Genomic DNA, 19972 nt, shown 5'->3' on the forward strand with positions numbered 1-19972 from the left:
CGGGGAGTAGTGCTTTTACCCACTGTAGAGAAAAGGCCCACACGTGGTGGGCCTGAGTCTCAGCTTATCGACGCCACGCTGCGGGCGCGCGGCGCGAGGGCTTTAGGATTTCGCGGAATCGGGGGTGTCCGTATCGCGCAGCTGCTCGGCGTCCTCTTCGCTGAAGTCCACGGAATCATCCTGCACCAGCGAATCGGTCACTTCCTCCTGCACCGCATCGGAGAGGTAGTCATCGGAGATCTGGGAATCACCCATCAGCTTCTCCATTTCCGCTGCGTGATCGTCGGTGAACTCCTTGTCCGGGTGGTGCTTACGGTAGGCGAGGTCGCGAATCTTATTGCGGCGCTTCGACTCCGAGGCAATCTTGCTGCGATCGCGGAGATAGAAGATCACCAGCACGGCGATGAGCAGCAGGCCGAGGTAGCCGAGAATCGGGTACACCTTCGCCATCAGGGAACCGAAGCCAATGAAGGAGATGGCGTAGCCCACCAAGGTGGTGATGATGAAGTAGAGACGGAACTTAGACTGCTTGCCCGCGGAGAGGCGGCGGCCCAGGGCGTAGAACATGCCGATAGCGGAGTTGTAGATCATCGCGTAAACGATGAACACCGCGATAATGGCCATCACCGGGTGGATCTCCCCGAAGAGGGTGAGGTTGGGCACCGAGGAGCCCTCCACCTTGTCAGCGCCGAGGAAGAGCGTCACCGAGATCATCACCAGCAGCACCGTGTAGGCGATACCGCCCACGAGGCCGCCGAGGGAGGATTCGCGCGGGTCGAGGTAGCTGCCGCCGATCACGAGCACCATGGAGATCGCCATGATTTCCACCAAGCCCGCGTAGTTAATGGCCGAGAGCCACCACGGACTGATGGGGGATTCGGCCTGCACGGCCACATCGTTGAGGCTGGACAGATCGTCCGGCAGGTTGAACATCATGTAGGTGAAGGCGATGATCACCGCGATGATCATGGCCGGGGTGAGCGCGCCAATCACGTTCGACACCTTGTTGATGTCGAGGAAGCCCGAGGCAATCACCAGCGCCAGCATGACGGTGGAGCCCACCCAGGTGGGCCAGCCGAACTGCTGGTTGAAGGTGGAACCCGCGCCGGCGAGCATCACGAATCCCAAGCTGAAGAGGGTGATCATCACCGAGACGTCCATGAAGCGGGCGACCCACTTCTTGGAGATGTCTTGGAATACCTCATTGTGCTCATCGGCCAGGAAATAGCTGCCCAGCTGGAGCGAGAGCATGCCGCCGATGGAGATGAGCAGGCCGGCCAGCACGGCGCCGGCGATACCGATGGAGCCGTGGGAGACGAAGTATTGGATCGTTTCCTGGCCGGTGGCGAAACCGGCGCCCACGAGCAAGCCAATGAAGGCAAGCGTGATGGATATGACGCGTTTAAGCATGAATGTGTTCAGTCCTTAAAGAAAGCGGAAATACAAGGCGCGGTGGCATGCGCCTTGCTCAGCAACAGCAGGGTGCAGTGCACGAGACTCACTAAGACTCAAGAAACCGCTCTCAGCATGCAACCCAGAAACTGTCTTGAGCAGACAAAACGCAAATAGTTGTTATCTGATTGTTATTAAAGCGGAAGAAACTGTGACGTGCGTTTCTTGTTAGTTTTGCGCAGCTAATACAGGTGATTGTGCTGCTCTTCAGCGTACCAGCGCAGGCGCATTTGCCGGCGGGGTGTGTCTGGGACGAGTGGATTCTTTCTCGGGCAGGGGGGCTTGACAGAACTAGTGCGCTCGGATTCGGTAGCCGAGAACGCTAGGGGTGGCTATCCCGCCGAGGGGCAGTAGGCAATCAGGCACAATTGCACTATGTCCTCGGATCTTTCGTCTCCTTCATCCAAGCATGGCCAGTGCACACAACTGACAGGACGGGTATATGACGTTCGGGAGCTTGACTCAATCGCGATCATTCTCGTGGGGGAGTCGAGTCTCAGGGGGCTTTATCGCCTTCGGTTTGCCGATGGCAGTGTCTACGTTGGGCAATCCGTGAATGTGGTCTCTCGCTTTCGCTCCCACCGCAGGCGCTGGAATGACATCGTGACTTTCGAGTTTTTCCCGCTGCCGGAAGGCGATTTAGACGACCCAGAGAGGGCCCTTATTGCTGATAGTGAAAGGGCATCATCGGTCCGGAACGTTCGGTATACGCAACGGCCCCACGGTGATGCCGATGTTGAGTTCACCTCTATAGAGGGGGCCACCACGGTCCTGCCGTGGGATAGAGAGAAGCGAGTGCGTCCGGGGGAAAACGTCATCGGCAGGGATAGCAAAAAATTCTTAGAACTCGCGAGGATGGTCGAATATGAGGTGCTCCGAGATCTCCTCGGATGGTTCATCTACGAGGCACTGCCTGACCCCTACAACACGCACAGACACCTCTGGATAGTGTCATGCTTGCCAGCGACGAATCGCTCTCAATCACACCGAAGGCTGCTGGTGGTGAGTGCGGGAAATCTTGAGATTTTCGTCGTTTGCCAACATATGGTCGATGATGCAGCTGAAATTGAGTTGGTCATTAATACCGCGAGAGTCGATGTTGAGCTGGCCTCGCTCCAGGATCCGGAGGGGCGGTGGTATGTCGAAAACAGTACCTATCCTCTTACCGAGGTTACGCGCTGGTATTTCACAATGGAGGGGCTCGAAGACATCCTCACTGGGCTCGTTGATTTTCCGCACATCGAGCTGCTCCTGAATAGCGCGTATCAGTTGAATGTTCGTCTGATGCGGCAGGGGGGAACGATGTTCGGTCGTTTCCACAATGAATTGCTCGCCAGCGACCTTCTAGCCGCTTCGCTGAAGTGGGGTAACGACGAGTGGCGGGCAGCCATTGGTATAGGTGAGGAGGCTGCCCACTGAGGAGCCCACAGCCGACACGAACCAGTGCTTCGGGTGTGTACTCAGTATGTGAGGGGGTCGGTCGAGAGTGCTGGTCGCAGGTATGAGCGCGCCCCATTGTGTGGATGGACGTCATGCAGGTTGTCGGCCGCCCGTTGTGCGTGCCAGTTGGCAGTGACGCCTTCTCTTCGGGAAGCAGACCTAAGACTTGCTCGGGGGCGCCGGGTGACGCAATAAAACAAGCCCTCGGACCCTGTTTCCAAGGCCGAGGGCTCATCGTCGGGGTGGCTGACGGGACTCGAACCCGCGACACCCAGGATCACAACCTGGTGCTCTACCAGCTGAACTACAGCCACCATCGCTGCTGTTTTCTGCAGCGAGAGTTATAGTAGCGCACCGCATAAGAAAAGCAAAAACTGCAGCTGGTATGGGTAATTGCTGGCGCGGAAGCAGCGGGGATCTGGCGCTCTCACTTGACGTAGGATGACTCAGTGATACGGTAACCCTGCTGAGAACCTACGGGTGCGCATGCTCTCACCATTCTCCGCGCGTGGGCGGGGAAGCGGGGAGTGTCGCACGCCCACGCCGCTTCTCTCCTCATATTCTTCTGGGCCCGCTGTCGTGGGCCCCCGCGCTCCCCAAGGACCCCTCGTGTTCGATTATCTCGCCGCCAATCCATTGATTGCGCTGATGGCGATACTTGCCCTCGGCTATCTTCTGGGCAAAGTGAACGTGGCCGGCATATCGCTCGGCTCCGCCGCCGTGTTGTTCGTCTCCATTGCTTTCTCCGCGGTCGAGCCGGAGATCCAGCTCCCGCCGCTGTTGTACACCTTCGGCCTGGCGCTGTTTGTGTACGCCATCGGCCTGAGCTTCGGCGCGCAGTTCTTCGCGGAATTCCGCTCCCGTGGCTGGAAGATCAGCGCCCTCGCCGGCCTCGTGCTCACCGGTGTGATCGTGCTGGCCTATATCGGCGTGAAGTTCTTAGGGCTCGACGCCGCCCAAGGCGCCGGCAGCATGACGGGCGCAGTCACCTCCACTCCTGGTATGGCAGCCATCGTGGAAACCATGAAGGCCTCGGGTATCACTGATCCCGAAGCGCTGGCGCTGCCAGTGATCGGCTACTCGCTGGCCTATCCGGGTGGTGTTCTGGGCCTGATCCTCGTGGCCGCCGTGGGAGCGAAGCTGCGCAGGGTGGACCACGTCGCCGACGCCAAAGAGGCCGGTGTGATCACCGAGGACCTCCACCTCACCGGGCTCGAGCTCGGCCCCATAGAACCCAGCACGGTCGCAGAGGTGCTGCGCCCCACGGGTGCTGAGGTGGTGGCGACCCGCCTGATCCACCACGAGGATCCGGAGAACCAAACCCTCATCACCGCGGATACCGAGGTGACGAGCGGCGATGTGCTGCTGATTCACGGCACGCAGGAGGAGCTCCGGCGAGCCACACACATCCTGGGCCGCGAGGTGCATTTTCCTATCGATGACCACAATCTCGATTACCGCCGCTTCTCGGTGTCTAATCCGCAGATCGTGGGTCGCACTATCGACGAGCTTGGCCTCGCGGAGAAGCGTTTTTTGATCGCGCGGGTGCGTCGCGGTGACTCCGATTTCATCCCCACGCCCACGACCCGTTTGGAATACTCGGACAAGGTGCGGGTCGTCACCCCGACCCACAAGATGGCCGAGGCGAGAAAGTTCTTCGGTGATAGCGAGAACGCTCTGGGCAACTTTGATTTCTTCCCTTTCTTCTTGGGGCTGCTCGCCGGACTCCTGGTGGGCATGATTCCGATTCCGATGCCGGGCGGGCTGACTCTCTCCTTGGGATTCGGCGGCGGCCCCATCCTCGTGGGACTGATCTTGGGCTGGCGTGGCCGCACAGGCCGGTTGCAGTGGATCGTGCCCTTCCAAGCCAACAAGATCTTCATCAATATCGGCTTGGCGCTCTTCCTCGCTGGGGTGGGCACCACCGCCGGTGCCGGCTTCGCCGCGGCGCTCTCTGATGTTGAATCCTTGCTCTACGTGGGCTTCGGTCTGGTTCTCACGCTGGTTGCAGCGATCGCCATGGCCGTTCTTGGCGCGTGGGTGCTGGGGGCGAAATGGGATGAAACCATGGGCATGGCCGGTGGCATCTCCACCAATCCTGCGATTATCGCCTATCTCAACGCGCAGACCGGCACCGATCTCGCCGCGCGGGGCTATGCCACGGTGTATCCGGTAGGCATGATCGGCAAGATCATTGGCGCCCAAGTGCTCTTCCTGCTGCTCGTCTAGGCCCGCGACAGACACACATAACGCCCGCTACCTTCACACTGGGTAGCGGGCGTTGGTGGTTTTACTGTCCGAGATGCTCCCGGTAGCGGTCGACGGCCTGAGCGGCGGCGTTGCCACAGTTCTCCGATGTGGGGCCGGGATCGGCCACGAAGAGAGCGCGGCGATAGTAGTCGAGTTCGCGGATCGATTCCACGATATCCGCCAGCGCGCGGTGGGCGAGGCCCTTATCCGGCTGGTGGTAGTACACCCGCGGCTGCCAGCGCCGTGCCAGCTCCTTGACGGAGGAGACATCCACCATACGGTAGTGCAGCGCCGCATCGAGGGCCGGCATATGCGCCTTGATGAAGGCGCGGTCGGTGGCGATGGAGTTACCGGCCAAGGGGGCGGGGTGCTCGGGATCGCAGTGCTCCGCGACGAGCTCCAGCACCGTCTGCTCCGCCTCGGCAAGGCTGATAGTGGAGGCTGTGATCTCCTCGGTCAGCCCGCTGGAGGCGTGCATATTCGCCACAAAATCATCCATCTGGGCCAGCTCTTCTTCGCTGGCGTGCACCACGATGTCCACGCCCTCGCCGAGGATATTCAGCTGGGCGTCGGTGACCACGGCGGCGATCTCCACGATCACATGTCGCGCGGGATCGAGGCCCGTCATCTCTAGGTCGATCCACACGAGGCGATCATATTTTGCGGGTAGCTGCGGCTCAGACATGGTCACGGAGGGCGCTTTCTAGGGTTGAGAGGAACAACAATGTCTAACCCATTCGAGCATAGAAGGAACCCATCAGTGGCGCGAGTAGGCCCGTAGGGGCCACCTTGGATACCGCATTCATGACCTTCGATAGCGGTCCCGGCACCACGCGGCGCCGGTTATTGGCCAAAGCCTCGAGGGTTTCTTTCGAACAGGATTCATAGGTGGTCCACAGGAAGTCGGGCACCACCTTGTCCACGATGGACTTCTCCTCCTCGGCGATCTCCGCCTCGCGCACCGGCCCAGGAGCCAGCAGGGTGCAGTGCACCCCAGTCTTGCGCAGCTCATAGTGCAGCGCCTCGGTAAAGGCGTTCACGCCCGCCTTGGTGAAGACGTAGGTGGCGTTATTCGGGATCGGCACATTGCCGGCCGCCGAGCCCACATTGAGGATCGCGCCCTCGCCCCGCTGGAGCATGCCCGCCAGCACGGCATGGGTGAGCTCGAATACGGCCCGGGCGTTGAGCTCGAACTGATCCTGCTCATAGTTCCAGTCCTGATCGCGGAAGGCGCCGAAGCTGGCGATGCCGGCGGAGTTGATGATGATGGAAATCTCGCGCTGGGCCAGCTCATCCACCAGCTCGGCGCGGGCGTCGGCGCGGGCCAAATCAACAGCGCGCACCTCCACTTCCACGCCATGCTTATCGACGAGTTCTGCCGCCAGATCCTGCAGCACGGCTTCGCGGCGTGCAACAAGAATGAGGTTATGGCCCGCTGCGGCGAGATCCCGGGCGATCGCGCGGCCGATGCCCTGGCTGGCGCCGGTGACTACGGCCCGCTGCTGGGGTTGGGGGAGAGGAAGAGACATGATGAGGTGGTGAATCCTAATTAGTTGGAGTTGGCGGCGCGATAGGAGGCGAGCACGTCGTTGCCAATAACGATATCTCCGAGACCGGAGCCGAGGTTCTGTGCCACCACAATGCCCTCGGGGCGATCGCCATTCAGCAGATCGCCGGTAGCGCCGGTGGCCTTGGGGTAGTCCTCGGCGATTTTCGCCGGCCGCAGTGCCTCGTACTGGGTGGGATCATCGGCGACAAGAGTGCTGGCGGCGGCCAGTTCCTTGCCCACCACGGTGCCATAGTCCAGCGGCAGCAGGGTCACATCATCGCGCACCTGCGCGGAGGTGATCTCCTGGCCCGGTACCCGCATGGCGAGGCCGGTGATGATCACCCCGGCGTCGCGGATCGCACCATCGCGATCCAAGGTGGGCTTCAAGGTGATGCCGGGAGTGTGCTCGGCGGCCCACTCCATCAGCGCGTCGAGGGAGGAGGAGCTACGGCCCCACACGGTCATCTCCTCATAGCCGAGTCCCTCGAGAATCTTGGCATGCGAGCGGGCCTGCACCCCAGTGCCGAGGAAGGTCACATCTCGGCGCTCCCCGCCGTCGATAGCGAGGCTGGCGCCGGTGACTGCGGCGGTACGGAAAGCGGTCAGCGGGGCGGCGTCGAGAATGGCGAGGGTGGAGCCATCATCCGGATCGGAGAGCAGCACGCTGCCCTGGACGAAGGGCAGGCCCTTCTCCGGGTTGTTCGGGGTGAGTGTCACCCACTTGGTGCCAAAAAGATTGCGATCTGGCCAGGCGGCGGGCATCGAGTTGGAATAGGAGCGGCCCTCGCCGGCGCTCACCTGAATCTTCGGCACGGTGTTGGCCGAGCCATCAGCGATGGCGATCAATGCCTCTTTAATGGACTCCACGGCTGCGGCGGGGCTGGGCAAATGGGCTTCGACTGTGTCGTGATCAATAATGAGCATGCCGTCGAGCTTACTAAAACACTCCGGGCATCAAGGTGACACATGTCTCAGCCTGCGGGAATGCGCTGTGTACCCCCGCTTTTGAGGTGATGGGACGTCGGGAAGCGGGCAGCACTTCTCGAGGGCAGTGCGGATCGCCCATAAAAAGTACCCCCGGCAGGACTCGAACCCGCGACACATGGGGTAGAAACCCACTGCTCTAATCCACTGAGCTACGGAGGTATATCGCTGCACGGGGCGCCGAGCGGGCGCGTGCACAGCGATGCCTACGTATGTTAGTCACCGCGCTGAGCAGCGCGCAAAAGGCGGGACCGGGACGCGGCCTAGAAGATGCTGCGGGGAATTGAGGCCATGGTCAGTTAACGATCCTCGGGCTGGCGGCTATCCTAAGAACATGGCTGAAGCGACGAGCATCTCCGCTGGTACAACCGCACCGGCACCCTCGGCCCCTTCCTCCCCAGCGCGCCCCAGCAAGGCGCTCTACGTGCTATTTTTCACTACAGCAGGACTGGTTGCGGGCCTCATTTCATGGCAATTCCTGAGTGCCTCCCTAGCGGCGCTGGGTATTCCCGACCCCGGCCCGGCCACCACCGCCGGGCTGCCCTTTTTGCGCGCCGGGGGAATGATGCTGGCCGCGCTTGCTGTGGGCTCCTTTTATTTCAGCTCTTTTCTTACCCCGCCGCGTACCCAGCACGTCAGCGAGATGTACGTGGACAAACGCCGGCTGGCGGCGGCGGAGCAGCGCTCCCAAGCCAGCGGCTATGGCTATGAGTTTCACCGCGAATCAGAACTGGCCACTCGGCTGCGGGTAGCGGAACTCGGCGTGGATGGTTCCTTGGCCAGCCGCACCGGCGCGGTGGCGGCGCTGTGCTTCGGCATGATCGCGGTGGCGATGGTGCCGATGTATCTTTCGGATGTCTCCGGCGAGCCGCTGTGGCAGGCGATGAAGCCGGGGAATTGGTCCATCGCGATCTCCCAGGTCTCCACTTCGCTGGCTTGGATTGTGGTGGCCTGCGTCGCTCTGGTCGTCGGGCTGGGGGCGCTCTTGAGCAAGAAGTGGATTATGCAGCCAGTGTGGCTGCTGCTGTCGGTGCTCATGATCGTCCCGCTGGGTATGGAGGGACACTCCGCCAGCGGCGGTAATCACGACTACGGCACGAACTCCTATCTCTGGCACCTGCTGTTCATGGTGCTGTGGGTCGGCGGGCTCATGGCGCTTATCGCGCATGGCCGCCGTCGGGGTACCCACCTCGATATTGCTGTTCGACGCTATTCCCCGCTCGCGCTGGTGGCTGTTATCGGCATGACGCTGTCCGGTCTGCTCAACGCCGCCGTGCGCATCGACTTCTCGGATTGGCTCACCTCCGGCTATGGCTTGTTGATTACCGCCAAGGCCGTGGGCGTGGTGGTGCTCGCCCTCTTCGGCTTCGCCCACCGCCGCATCGCCATCCCGCGGCTGGAGCGCGACCCGAATGATCACCGCACCTTCCGTCGCATCGCCATCGTGGAGGTGCTGGTGATGGGCGCGGTCACCGGTGTTGCCGTCTCCTTGGGCCGCACCCCGCCGCCCCCGCCGCTGGTAGCGGATATCAACACCATGGATATCCAGCTGGGCTACAAGCTCTACGAGGAGCCCACCATCTGGAATGTGTGGACGATGTGGCGCTTCGATATCGCCTTCGCCACCTTCGGGCTGATCCTCGCGGGACTGTATATATACGGTCTCATCAAGCTGCGCCGTAAGGGCGAGAGCTGGCCGGTTCGCCGCAGCGCCTGGTTCCTGCTCGGCTGCGCCACCCTGGTGATCACCATGAGCTCGGGTATCGGCATGAATATCCCGGCCACCTTCTCGATGCACATGGTCGGACACATGATCCTGTCCATGACCATCCCCGTGTTCTGGGTGCTGGGCTATCCGCTGCAGCTGGCGTTGAAAGCCAATGAGCCGTCGACAAGCGAGGTGCCGGGACTCTATGAATTCGCGGAGATCGCCCTCGATAACCCCGTGCTGCGGGTGGTGGTGCACCCAGTGTTTAACACCGTGCAGTTCCTCGTGATCTTCTATCTGATGTATCTGGTGCCGAGCCTGTACGAGGTGGCGATCTCCGAGCACGCCGGACACCTGAGCATGAATGTGCTGTTTTTGTGGTCGGGCTACATGTATTACTGGGACATCATGGCCACCGACCCGCTGCCGGTGCAGCGCTCGCCCATGTCGAAGACGGCGTGGCTGACCTTCTCGCTTCCTTTCCACATGTACTTCGCGGTCTATCTCATGCAGACCCAGCAGGTGATGGGCGAGGAGTTCTACAGCACCCTTGGTTTGCCCTGGGAGGTGGACCTGCTCTGGGATCAGACCGTGGGCGGCGGCATCGCCTGGGCATCCGGCGCATTCCCGCTGGTGATCGTCTACATTGTGGTGCTGCGCAAGTGGCTGACCGCAGATCGCCGCGAGTCCCGCGCGTATGACACGCAGGCGGATGCCACCGACGATGAGCAGCTCGAGGCCTATAACCAGTGGCTGCAGCAGGTCAGCCGCGGCGAGGATAGGCAGGACGACTACCACAACAAGGATATTTCGCGGCCGCGCCGCCGCTAACGCTGGGTCTTCGCATATGGCCTGTGGATAACCTCAGCCCCGTGGGGGTGGGCGAGGCGGTTATCCACAGGTCCTCGCGCTGTCTCGGGCCGACGGTCGGGCGGATGGGCCACTCTGGTGATCGCACGCAATACAGAACACCAGAAAGGACCGTGCAGCTATGCCAATGATCCAAACCACTCTGATGGGCAATCTCGGCACCGAGCCCGAATACCGGCTATTTCCCAGCGGCAAGGAACTCACCAAGTTTCGCGTCTGCTCCTCCAAATCTCGCCAAAATGAGCAGGGAGACTGGGAGCAAGTCAGCGAGCTGTGGGTGGATGTCGAATGCTGGGGCCGGATCGCCTCCCCAGCCGCACACGCCTTGCGCTGCGGCATGAGCGTGATTCTTGTCGGCCACTTCTATACCGACGTCTGGGAGGTGGAGGACAATGGGGTGACCTCCAAGCGCAGCCAGGTGAAGTTTAAGGCCCAGTTTGTCGGCAGCGATGTCACCCGCTCGCTGCTGCGCGTCGGTGCGGGCAGTGAGGATAGCGTGGCGGATACCGCCGCGGATAATCGCGCCGCCGCCGCGAAAGCGCTGGGGGAGGAGGCCGAATCCGTGCCCTTCTAACCTCGTGGTGCAATGTAGGTGCCCGCGCTGGAACTCATGTACCCTTTAAGGCGGCTAGCAGCGTTTTAGCCCTGCCCACTGCTTGGGCTGAGGTGGCTGCTGATTACTTAACGTGCACGTCAGATTTAATAGGGAGTTACATAAGTTGGGCGAGTTTATCTACACCATGAAAAACGTCCGCAAGGCCCATGGTGACAAGGTCATTCTGGACAATGTCACCATGGCCTTTTATCCGGGCGCGAAGATCGGTGTCGTTGGCCCAAACGGCGCCGGTAAGTCCTCGATTCTGAAGATTATGGCCGGGCTGGACCAGCCCTCCAATGGCGAGGCCTTCCTGGATTCCGGTGCCACCGTCGGCATCCTGCAGCAGGAGCCGCCGCTGAATGAGGAAAAGACCGTCCGCGAGAACGTGGAAGAGGGCCTGGGCGGCATCTTCGAAAAGAAGCAGCGCTTCGAGGCCATCGCCGAGGAGATGGCCACCAATTACACCGATGAGCTCATGGAAGAGATGGGCAAGCTCCAAGAGGAGCTGGATGCCGCTGACGCCTGGGAAGTGGACTCCAAAATCGAGCAGGCCATGGAGGCCCTGCGCTGCCCGCCGTCCGATGAGCCCGTCAACCACCTCTCTGGTGGTGAGCGCCGCCGCGTGGCCCTGGCCAAGCTGCTGCTCTCCGAGCCGGATCTCTTGCTGCTGGACGAGCCCACCAACCACCTGGACGCCGAGTCCGTGCTGTGGCTGGAGAAGCACCTGGCGGACTACCCCGGCGCCGTGCTGGCCGTGACCCACGATCGTTACTTCCTCGATCACGTGGCCGGCTGGATCTGCGAGGTCGACCGCGGCAAGCTCTACCCCTACGAGGGCAACTACTCCACCTACCTGGAGAAGAAGGCCGAGCGCCTCGAGGTGGCCGGCAAGAAGGACGCGAAGCTGCGCAAGCGCCTCAAGGACGAGCTGGCGTGGGTCCGCTCCGGTGCCAAGGCCCGCCAGGCCAAGAACAAGGCCCGTCTGGAGCGCTACGAGGAGATGGCCAAGGAAGCCGAGCAGTACAAGAAGCTCGACTTTGAAGAGATTCAGATCCCCACCCCGCCGCGCTTGGGTAACCAGGTGGTGGAGGTGCACAACCTCACCAAGGGCTTCGATGGTCGCACCCTGATTAAGGATCTCTCCTTCACCCTGCCGCGCAACGGCATCGTGGGCGTGATCGGCCCCAATGGTGTGGGTAAGTCCACGCTGTTTAAAACCATTGTTGGTCTCGAGGAGCCGGACTCCGGCGAGGTCAAGGTGGGCCAGACCGTGCAGCTGTCCTATGTGGACCAGAACCGCGAGAACATCGACGGCGAAAAGACCGTCTGGGAGGTTGTCTCCGATGGCCTGGACTACATTCACGTCGGCCAAAACGAGATGCCCTCTCGCGCCTATCTGTCTGCGTTCGGCTTCAAGGGCCCGGACCAGCAGAAGCCGGCCAAGGTGCTCTCCGGTGGTGAGCGCAACCGCCTCAACCTTGCCCTGACCTTGAAGCAGGGCGGCAACTTGATCCTGCTGGACGAGCCGACCAACGACCTCGATGTGGAAACCCTGAGCTCGCTGGAAAACGCGCTGCAGAAGTTCCCCGGTTGTGCCGTGGTGATCTCCCACGACCGCTGGTTCCTGGATCGCACCTGTACCCACATCCTGGCTTGGGAAGGCAATATCGCCGAGGGCCAGTGGTTCTGGTTCGAAGGCAACTTCGAGGACTATGAGAAGAACAAGGTGGAGCGCCTCGGCCAGGAGGCCGCACGCCCCTCGCGTGTGACCCACCGCAAGCTCTCTCGTTAGACACCGAGGCCCAAGCACCCGCCCCGCAGTGGGGCCGGTGCTGCCGCGAAAACACCACCGCCGCCGAGCTGGATAGCAGCTCAGCGGCGGTGGTTGTCGTTTCGAGACGAAAGCTAGTTAGCGCACTTGGCGCACCTCAAACTGCATGCGCGGGTGCGCGAAGGCATCCTGGGTTTCGATGAGCTTCAGCTCCCGGCTGCCCGCGGTGTAGGTCGCCTCCACCAGGTCGAAAATGGAGGAGGTGGTGGCGGCGAGTGCGGCGGCGGCGTCACGGCCCTCGGTGTAGTGGCCGGTGAAGAGCGCGGCGGTGACATCGCCGGAGCCGTTGATCTTAATCGGCAGCTTCGGGGTGGTGACCAGCCAGGCACCCTTCTCATCGACGGCCAGCATCTCCACGGTGCCCTCCTCGCGGTCGGGGCGCTCCACGGAGGTCACCAGTGCCGCGGAGGGGCCAAGATCGAAGGCAGCGTCCACGGCGGCGAGGGTGGAATCCAGATCGGAGACTTCGCGGTCCACCAAGTAGCCCAGTTCGAACTGGTTGGGCACGATCACATCGGCCTGCGGCACCACCTTGTCGCGCAGCAGCGGCGGGATGGCGTCGGAGACGAAGCATCCAGACTTGGCATTGCCCATCACCGGATCGCACACGTAGATGGCGTTCGGGTTGTGCTTTTTCACTCGCTCCACGGCGTCGAGAATCGCATCAGCGATGTCGGGGCCGCCTTGGTAGCCAGACAATACGGCATCCACCGAGCCCAGTACCTCGCGCTCCTCGAGGCCGGTGACGATGTCTGTGACATCAGAGGCGGGCATCAGCGGTCCGCGCCAGGCGCCATAGCCGGTGTGGTTGGAAAACTCCACGGTGTTGATAGCCCACACCTCGTGGCCCATGCGCTGGAGCGGGAACACGGCGGCGGAATTGCCGACGTGCCCATAGGTGACGTGCGATTGGATTGACAGGATGTTCATGCTCTCTATTGTGCTCGAGAACGTGCGGGAAAAGAAAAATGGGTGCGCCCACACCACGGGCTGCGAGATGGGGCGCGCAACGGCGAAGATCGCCGAGCCGGTGGCGCCGCTGTCAATCGTGGGCGCCAATCTCGTGCACGGGCGCGCCCGCACTGGCACAATGGCCTAAGTACGCACCTGAGCGAACGCATTGTATGTAAGAAGGTAACCACGATGACCGAAACAGCCGCCCATGTGGAAAGCTCCACGCCCGGCCCCATTCATTCCTGCGCCATTCCGGTGCGCTGGACCGACTTTGACCGCTTCGGGCACATGAGCAACTCCATCTATGTGGAGATTGCTCAGGAGGCGCGGATGCGTTTTGCTATCGACGAGTTCGTGCCCCGCGGCCTCGAGATCCCCACCGTGTTCGTGCGTCGCCTTGATGCCGACTATCTCGCCCCGGTGCTCACCGACACCACGGCGGTGACGGTGGATACCCAAGTCATTAGCATCGGACACACCTCCTTTACCTCGCGGCAGAAGCTGAAGGATCGCCACGGCAAGATTTGCTGCATTATCGAAGTCGTGCAGATCGCGATGGACCTGCACACCTCGAGCCCGCGACCGATTAGTGAGCGGGAGATCTCCGTGCTCACCCGCGCCGAGGAGACCAAGGCGATCTCGGACGGCAGTAACTAGAGCGGCGAGGTTGTGGTGCAGCTTTCCTCAGGACAGCAGGGAATCCTCGCGCTGGTCACGCGCGCCCTCGCGCTCGACAGTGACGCCCATATTCGCATCGCCCGCCGCTCCGGCGGGCTGGAGTGCTTTGTGCACACCCCCTTTTCGGTGCTCGCAGGACGGCGTGCGGAGGGAACCATCGCCAGCGATGGGGCCGTGTATCGGGCCCAGGATCTTCTCACCTCCGATGGCTCGGGGTTAGACCCCCAGCCCAGCCCCGCCCCCGGCGGCGCCCTGTCATGGCCGGGCGCCCTGCCCCCGGAGGACGGGTGGGAGCTCATCGAATCCATCCCCGGAGCCGCGGTACGGCAACTCGTGGAATCCGGGCGCGGCTTGGCGAAGCAATTTTCTACCACCATGGGGCCGCCAGTATCCCTGCTCAACTCCACGGTGATCAGCTGCAGCGCCGGCGAGATCACGGTGGAGGTGCCGATGCGCGCGGTATTCGCGCTCAACGCCTTCGCCTTTATCCCCACAGATACCTCCGAGCCCAGTCATAATCGTTTGTTGGTGTCGCGCTCGGGCAGGTGGGTGCGTATCGACGCCTACTATGGCTCGGTGTGGTACCGGGCCGGTGCGGACTCCCTCACCAGCCTGCTCTAGGTGTGATTGACCAGCATATAGGCCACCCGCACCATGTGCTCCCACACCGCGGCACGGTGGGCGTCGGAAAGCTGCTCGGGGGATAGCTCATCCATGGAGGCTTTCATCAGCTCCAGCCAGCGCTCGGCGGCGGCCGCATCAATCTGAAAAGGCGCATGGCGCATGCGAAGCCGCGGATGCCCCCGCTGGGCGGAATACTCGCCCGGGCCGCCCCAGAATTGGATGAGAAACATTTTTAGCCGCCACTCGGCTCCCGCCATGTCCTCGGCTGGGTACATGGGCCCGAGGATGTCATCCTCCTTCACGCGGGCATAAAAGCCGGCGACTAAACGATCGAAGGTGTCCTCGCCGATCTCCTCGAAGACGCTGCGCGGTTCAGTCATGTCTATCCATTTTAGGTGCCCGGAGAGTCGCAGGCGATGCGCAGCAGCGAGCGCGCCACCCGGTCGCTTTCCTGGAGCATAGTGGGGTCGGTACGCGGCATCGGCGAGATCGTGGTGTCGGCGAGAAACGCTCCCAAGGGAATGCCCACCGCATGCAGCCGGGGATCGGGCTCGCCCGCGCTGCCGATAACGCGGCCCGTCTGGGGATCGACTTCCCACGAGCGCGAGGCGCTGCCGTCGTCAAAACGGAAGAGCCGAGCCCTCGCGCCCACTGAGTGCACCAAAGGCGAGGCGGATCTGCCCATATCGGGGTTGCGCACGAAGGCGTCGAGAAGCACCCGGGCCTCGCGGGCGTCGCGGGTGGTGGGAGAGGACATGCGAAAGCCGGTCTCGGTGGTGCTCACCTGTGGGGTGGCGCCGAGAAACTCCACGAGGCCGGCGTCGATAAGCGCCAGCAACTGCCGGGTGCGAAACAGCGGCGGCCCCGATCCCGCCATCTGGCCCAGCGCCATAAATTCGCGGAGGCTGCTGGTGCGGGAGGCGTGGGTGTAGCGGCCGTGTTCGCCGAGAATGCCCACGGCCTTGCGGGAGGCGGCCAGGGCCCACATGCCATTTTTGAAGGCGGATTCGCGCGCGCGTTCGGCCTCGTGGATATCGCCGCTAAGGCTTGCGGCGATGTGCTCGGTCAGCGCGGGCGGATCCATGCGAAGCCCCGCCAGTGGCTGGGAGTAGGCGAAGGGATCGAAGGGTCGAGAGGTGGCGTCAAGAAGCGGTGCGATCTGTTCCGGCAAAAGCCGAGGATCGGTGGTGCTATCGATGAGCTGGAGAATTTCCTCCACACGGGCAGGGCGGCTGGTGAGATAGTAGGCCTCGTGGGCATCGCGCAACAGTGCGGGAAGGACCTCGGTGCCGAAATCGATGCAGCCCAAACCGGTGCGTTCCGATAGCTCGGCGATCACGGCGCGGGTGCGGGGATTATGTGGCGCAGGGGGTAGGGAGTGGTACTCCGATTTCGGCAGATAGGGATAGCCGCGGCCGCTGGCCACCACCACCTGCGGTTCCTCGCCGCTTGGCTCATAACGCAGCCCCGAACGCCGGTAGGTATCAGAGACGAAGCGGCCGCCGCGTCCCTCGGTGAGTAGCAGGAGGGAATCGAAGAAACTCATGCCTAACCCCCGCACCAGCACGGTCTCGCCGGCGACGATGGGGGAGAGATCCTGATCAATGGGGTTGCCCGGGGCGATCCACTGGCCGCTCGCTTGGGCGAGGGCCTCCTCCTCGGCGGAGGGAGCCGGGGTGTCCCAGCCGAGGGCCAACACGGTGGCATCGGCCAGCAGGGTAGTGCCATCGGCGAGTGTTATCAGATCCTGGGAGCCCTGCGGCTCGATGGCGGTGGCGGCATGGGGGTGCTCGCGCACAGTCATCGTCTCTGGCAGGGTGTCGCGCAGCTGCTGGTAGACGGCACGGAGATACTCGCCGTAGAGGGCGCGGCTGGGATTGGACTCCGGTTTGGTGGCGCGCATCTCCTCCCAGAACTTGCTCGCCCGCGCGTCTGGGTCCTGCAGCTGTGCGCGGATCCACTCATACATGGTGGGGCCGGTGCGTGGCGGAATGCCGACGCTGGCGTCAGGGTCGGGGTAGAGGGTGACAGCATCGGCAAGGGTGTTCATGCACATGGTCCGTGGCTGGTCGGTGCGCCATACCTGCCCCGCCCCGATCTGGTGGGGGTCGAGGAGATGCACCGTCAAGGGGGTGGGCTGATCGCTGTGGCGCTGAGCCGTGGATAGCCGCTCAAGCAGGGAGATCCCGCGGGGTCCTGCTCCGATGATGGCGATGTTGCGGGGGTGAGCGTGAGCCGAGTGTGAAATACCCATAATAGACAGATTAGTTCTTTATAAATAGAATGGCCAGTCTAATATCGTGCTGTGCGCGCCGCGGCGAGGCTGAGGGGCCGCGCCTGGCGGGCACCTGCTGTTGTGTTTATCGCATAGGAAGGCTCCGTCCATGACACCCTCACGACGCCCTCATCTCGCCCCGCTTCTTGCCACGCTCGCGATTCCCATGCTGATGCTCGCCAGCTGTGCCGCCCCCCTCAAAGCCAACCCCGATGATCGCGCCGCCGCCGCGGAGCTGACCTATGCCGATTCGGCTCCGTGGACCAGCCTCTACCCGCCGACCGCGGGCTTCTACCCCAATGGGGGCATCGTGGGAAACATCACCGATCGCCTCTTATGGCAAGACCCCGAGACCCTCGAGCTGCACCCGTGGATCGCCACGGAGCTGCCCGAGATCAACGAAGACGCCACCGAATACACCTTCCGGCTACGTGAGGGCGTGACCTACTCCGATGGCAGCGCCCTCGACGCCGCGAATGTGGTGGCCAACTTTGATCTCTTCGGGCGCGGCGACGCCGAGCGCACCCTGCCGCCCAGCGAGCAGATCAACAACTATGAGCGCGGCGAGGTGCTCGATGAGCACACCGTGCGCTTCCACTTCTCCGCCCCCGCGCCGGGCTTCGCGCAAGCCACCTCCACCCTGAATGCTGGGTTATTGTCGACTGCCACGCTGCGTCGCGACGCCGAGGGCTTCGGCCCCGGCAATGCGGTGAACGTGGTGGCCAGCGGCCCCTTCGTGATCGAGGAGGAGGAACTGGGCACCCAGATTCGTCTGGTGCGGCGCGAGGACTATGACTGGGGTCCGCCGGCGGCCTCCCATCACGGCCCAGCGAAGCTCACCACCCTCACCATCGTCACCGCCCCAGAGGACTCGGTGCGCACCGGTGCTCTGCTCGCTGGCCAGGCCGACGTGATTCGCCAGGTGGAAGCACCCGATGAGCGCCGCTTCCGGGAGCTGGGGGTGCGCATCCATGCCGGCGGCACCGGCGGGATGAATAACTCCATCAACTTTCACTTCGCCCACCCCTATCTCGCGGATCAGCGAGTCCGCGAGGCGCTGATCAAGGGCGTGAACCGGGAGGAAATCCTCGACACCTTGTTCACCGACTCCTATCCGCTGGCCACCTCCACGCTTTCGAGCGAGGCCCGCGGCTATGAGGATCAATCCGAGCACTATGTCTACGACCCCGAGGCGGCGCGGCAGCTGCTCGACGAGGCCGGCTGGCAGCTGCCCGCAGGCGCGAGCTCAGGCGCCATCCGGGAGAAGGACGGCGAGCGCCTGAGCCTCACGGTCAACGAGGCGGTGCCGCAGCCACGCTCGAAGGAGATTGTGACCATGATGCAGGCACAGCTGCGCCGTATCGGGGTAGACCTGCAGCTCTACCCGGGAGACTATGCCGCCCAAACCGCCGCGGCTAAGGACATCGAGAAGATTCAATTGGCCCATCACATCGTGGGCCGTGCCGATGCGGACGTGGTGACCTCCCTCTGGCATTCGGAGAAACGCAATGTCTTGCTCAATGGCGATACGGAGACGGGTGAGATCCATGATCCCGAACTCGAAAGATTGATGAACGCCATCTCGGCCACCGCGGACTCGAGCGCCCGCGAGCGCGTGGTGCGCGAGAGCCAGAACTATGTGTCGGACAAAGCCTATGCCTTGCCGCTTTTTGAGGAGCCCCAAGTATTCGCCCTCGGCGATAACGTGCGGGACTTCCAGACCGGCCCCACCGCCCGCCCGTGGTTCTATGCCACAAGCCTGAGCGCCCCGAAGGAGAACTAGATCATGACTCGCTCTGCTGTATTATCGCGCATCTTCCAGGCCTTCACCGTGATACTGCTGGTGTTCATCTCCGCCTTCGTGCTGCTCGCTGCCTTGCCCGGCGATGCCATCGAAGCCCGCTATGCCAGCCCCGAGCTCGGTCTCTCACCGGAGCAGGTGGAGGAGATTCGTCGTTCCTATGGCGCGGATAAGCCCCTGGTGGTGCAGTTCTTCGTGCTCCTCGGCGGCTATCTCACGGGCAACTTCGGCACCTCGGTGGCCCAAGGCAGTGCCGTGTCCACCCTCTTGGGCGAGGCGCTGCCGCACACCCTGGCTCTGGCTATCAGCGGCTTTCTTCTCGGCGTGGTGCTGGCGGTGCTCATCGCCACCGCCGCCACCTTCGGCCCCTTCCATTGGCTGCGGGCTTTGGCCGGATCGCTGCCGCCCCTTTTTGCCTCTACCCCTACTTTCTTCGTCGGCATCGTGCTCATTCAGTTGCTGAGTTTCCGCTTCGCCATCATCCCGGTGATCGGCGGCTCCGCCCTGCACGAGCTGGTGTTGCCGGTGATTACCCTCTCCATTCCCGTGGCCGCGCCCCTGGCGCAGGTGCTCATCCGTTCCATCGATGAGGTGGAGTCCAGCCCCTTTGTCACCGTGTTGCGCGCCCGCGGCGCCACCGAACGGTGGGTGCTGTGGCGCGGCATCATGCGCAATGCGCTGCTTCCCACCCTCACCATCGCCGGCATGATCTTCGGCGAACTCATCGGCGGCTCGGTGGTGACCGAGGCCGTCTTCGGCCGAGCCGGTATCGGAGCGCTCACCGTGAACGCGGTATCCAATCGCGACACCCCTGTACTCATGGCCATCGTGGTGCTCGCCGCGGCACTGTTTGTGCTGATCAACCTCATCGTGGATCTGTGTTACCCGCTCCTTGATCCACGCCTGCGCACGGTGCGCACTGCCCGTACCGGACCCGCCGCCGAGCCCCTCGCAGCCC

Annotated in this window: 17 protein-coding genes and 2 tRNA genes; 10 read left to right on the plus strand and 9 right to left on the minus strand. The window is 62.8% G+C overall.

All coding sequences use genetic code 11. The annotated features are described in order from the left end of the window. Positions 1 to 102 precede the first annotated feature (102 nt). Positions 103 to 1410: a hypothetical protein gene (locus GBB14_RS10055; protein WP_151529753.1), complete on the minus strand. Its 1308-nt coding sequence runs from the start codon at positions 1408 to 1410 to the stop codon at positions 103 to 105. 645 nt (positions 1411 to 2055) lie between these two features. Between GBB14_RS10055 and GBB14_RS10060 the strand changes: the two genes are divergently transcribed. Continuing rightward, complete coding sequence (locus GBB14_RS10060) at positions 2056 to 2871, plus strand: GIY-YIG nuclease family protein (RefSeq protein ID WP_225976622.1); 816 nt, start codon at positions 2056 to 2058, stop codon at positions 2869 to 2871. Positions 2872 to 3133: 262 nt separating this feature from the next. On the opposite strand, the gene GBB14_RS10065 is transcribed toward GBB14_RS10060, so the two are convergent. Beyond that, positions 3134 to 3206: transfer RNA gene (locus GBB14_RS10065), tRNA-His, on the minus strand. Between the two features lie 295 nt (positions 3207 to 3501). On the opposite strand from GBB14_RS10065, the gene GBB14_RS10070 reads away from it, so the two are divergent. Then, positions 3502 to 5121: an aspartate:alanine exchanger family transporter gene (locus GBB14_RS10070; RefSeq protein WP_151529751.1), complete on the plus strand. Its 1620-nt coding sequence runs from the start codon at positions 3502 to 3504 to the stop codon at positions 5119 to 5121. Between the two features lie 61 nt (positions 5122 to 5182). Here GBB14_RS10070 and orn read toward each other — a convergent pair whose 3' ends face one another. From orn to GBB14_RS10090, 4 genes are all read right to left on the minus strand, one after another. Next, positions 5183 to 5827 (minus strand): oligoribonuclease, encoded by a 645-nt coding sequence (gene orn, locus GBB14_RS10075; RefSeq protein WP_151529750.1) that lies wholly within the window; start codon positions 5825 to 5827, stop codon positions 5183 to 5185. A gap of 43 nt (positions 5828 to 5870) precedes the next feature. Then, a complete protein-coding gene (cmrA, locus tag GBB14_RS10080) occupies positions 5871 to 6671 on the minus strand; it encodes a mycolate reductase (RefSeq protein ID WP_151529749.1) in 801 nt (266 codons plus the stop codon). A 20-nt stretch (positions 6672 to 6691) separates the two neighbouring features. Next, positions 6692 to 7615 carry an ornithine cyclodeaminase gene (locus tag GBB14_RS10085; protein WP_151529748.1) on the minus strand — a complete coding sequence of 308 codons (924 nt, stop codon included), beginning with the start codon at positions 7613 to 7615 and terminating at the stop codon, positions 6692 to 6694. Between the two features lie 148 nt (positions 7616 to 7763). After that, positions 7764 to 7837: transfer RNA gene (locus tag GBB14_RS10090), tRNA-Arg, on the minus strand. Positions 7838 to 8009: 172 nt separating this feature from the next. Between GBB14_RS10090 and GBB14_RS10095 the strand changes: the two genes are divergently transcribed. From GBB14_RS10095 to ettA, 3 genes are all read left to right on the plus strand, one after another. Next, positions 8010 to 10214: a cytochrome c oxidase assembly protein gene (locus tag GBB14_RS10095; RefSeq protein ID WP_225976623.1), complete on the plus strand. Its 2205-nt coding sequence runs from the start codon at positions 8010 to 8012 to the stop codon at positions 10212 to 10214. Between the two features lie 160 nt (positions 10215 to 10374). Next, positions 10375 to 10827 (plus strand): single-stranded DNA-binding protein, encoded by a 453-nt coding sequence (locus GBB14_RS10100; protein ID WP_151529747.1) that lies wholly within the window; start codon positions 10375 to 10377, stop codon positions 10825 to 10827. 145 nt (positions 10828 to 10972) lie between these two features. Then, positions 10973 to 12643 (plus strand): energy-dependent translational throttle protein EttA, encoded by a 1671-nt coding sequence (gene ettA / locus GBB14_RS10105; protein WP_151529746.1) that lies wholly within the window; start codon positions 10973 to 10975, stop codon positions 12641 to 12643. Between the two features lie 117 nt (positions 12644 to 12760). On the opposite strand, the gene pdxY is transcribed toward ettA, so the two are convergent. After that, complete coding sequence (pdxY, locus tag GBB14_RS10110; protein WP_151529745.1) at positions 12761 to 13612, minus strand: pyridoxal kinase PdxY; 852 nt, start codon at positions 13610 to 13612, stop codon at positions 12761 to 12763. On the opposite strand from pdxY, the gene GBB14_RS10645 reads away from it, so the two are divergent. From GBB14_RS10645 to GBB14_RS10120, 3 genes are read left to right on the plus strand one after another with little or no spacing between them, the layout of a single operon-like run. Further along, entirely contained in the window at positions 13611 to 13781 is a 171-nt protein-coding gene (locus GBB14_RS10645; protein ID WP_192796116.1) for a hypothetical protein, read from the plus strand. The genes pdxY and GBB14_RS10645 overlap by 2 nt on opposite strands. Positions 13782 to 13825: 44 nt before the next feature. Further along, positions 13826 to 14293: a thioesterase family protein gene (locus tag GBB14_RS10115; RefSeq protein WP_151529744.1), complete on the plus strand. Its 468-nt coding sequence runs from the start codon at positions 13826 to 13828 to the stop codon at positions 14291 to 14293. Between the two features lie 15 nt (positions 14294 to 14308). Further along, positions 14309 to 14935 (plus strand): hypothetical protein, encoded by a 627-nt coding sequence (locus GBB14_RS10120; RefSeq protein WP_151547660.1) that lies wholly within the window; start codon positions 14309 to 14311, stop codon positions 14933 to 14935. Here GBB14_RS10120 and GBB14_RS10125 read toward each other — a convergent pair. Beyond that, the gene (locus GBB14_RS10125; protein WP_151530467.1) at positions 14932 to 15318 is read right to left on the minus strand and encodes a globin; all 387 of its coding nucleotides are present in this window, start codon (positions 15316 to 15318) and stop codon (positions 14932 to 14934) included. The two genes, GBB14_RS10120 and GBB14_RS10125, sit on opposite strands and share 4 nt — an antisense overlap. 11 nt (positions 15319 to 15329) lie before the next feature. After that, positions 15330 to 17192: an FAD/NAD(P)-binding domain-containing protein gene (locus tag GBB14_RS10130; RefSeq protein WP_151530466.1), complete on the minus strand. Its 1863-nt coding sequence runs from the start codon at positions 17190 to 17192 to the stop codon at positions 15330 to 15332. A 130-nt stretch (positions 17193 to 17322) separates the two neighbouring features. On the opposite strand from GBB14_RS10130, the gene GBB14_RS10135 reads away from it, so the two are divergent. Further along, on the plus strand, positions 17323 to 18996 hold the full coding sequence (locus tag GBB14_RS10135; RefSeq protein ID WP_151530465.1) for a TIGR04028 family ABC transporter substrate-binding protein: 1674 nt from the start codon (positions 17323 to 17325) through the stop codon (positions 18994 to 18996). A gap of 3 nt (positions 18997 to 18999) precedes the next feature. Then, a partial coding sequence (locus tag GBB14_RS10140) for an ABC transporter permease (RefSeq protein ID WP_151550548.1) occupies positions 19000 to 19972 on the plus strand: 973 nt, incomplete at its 3' end.

The organism is Corynebacterium sp. 51B (genome assembly GCF_008930785.1).
Lineage (GTDB): Bacteria > Actinomycetota > Actinomycetes > Mycobacteriales > Mycobacteriaceae > Corynebacterium > Corynebacterium megadyptis.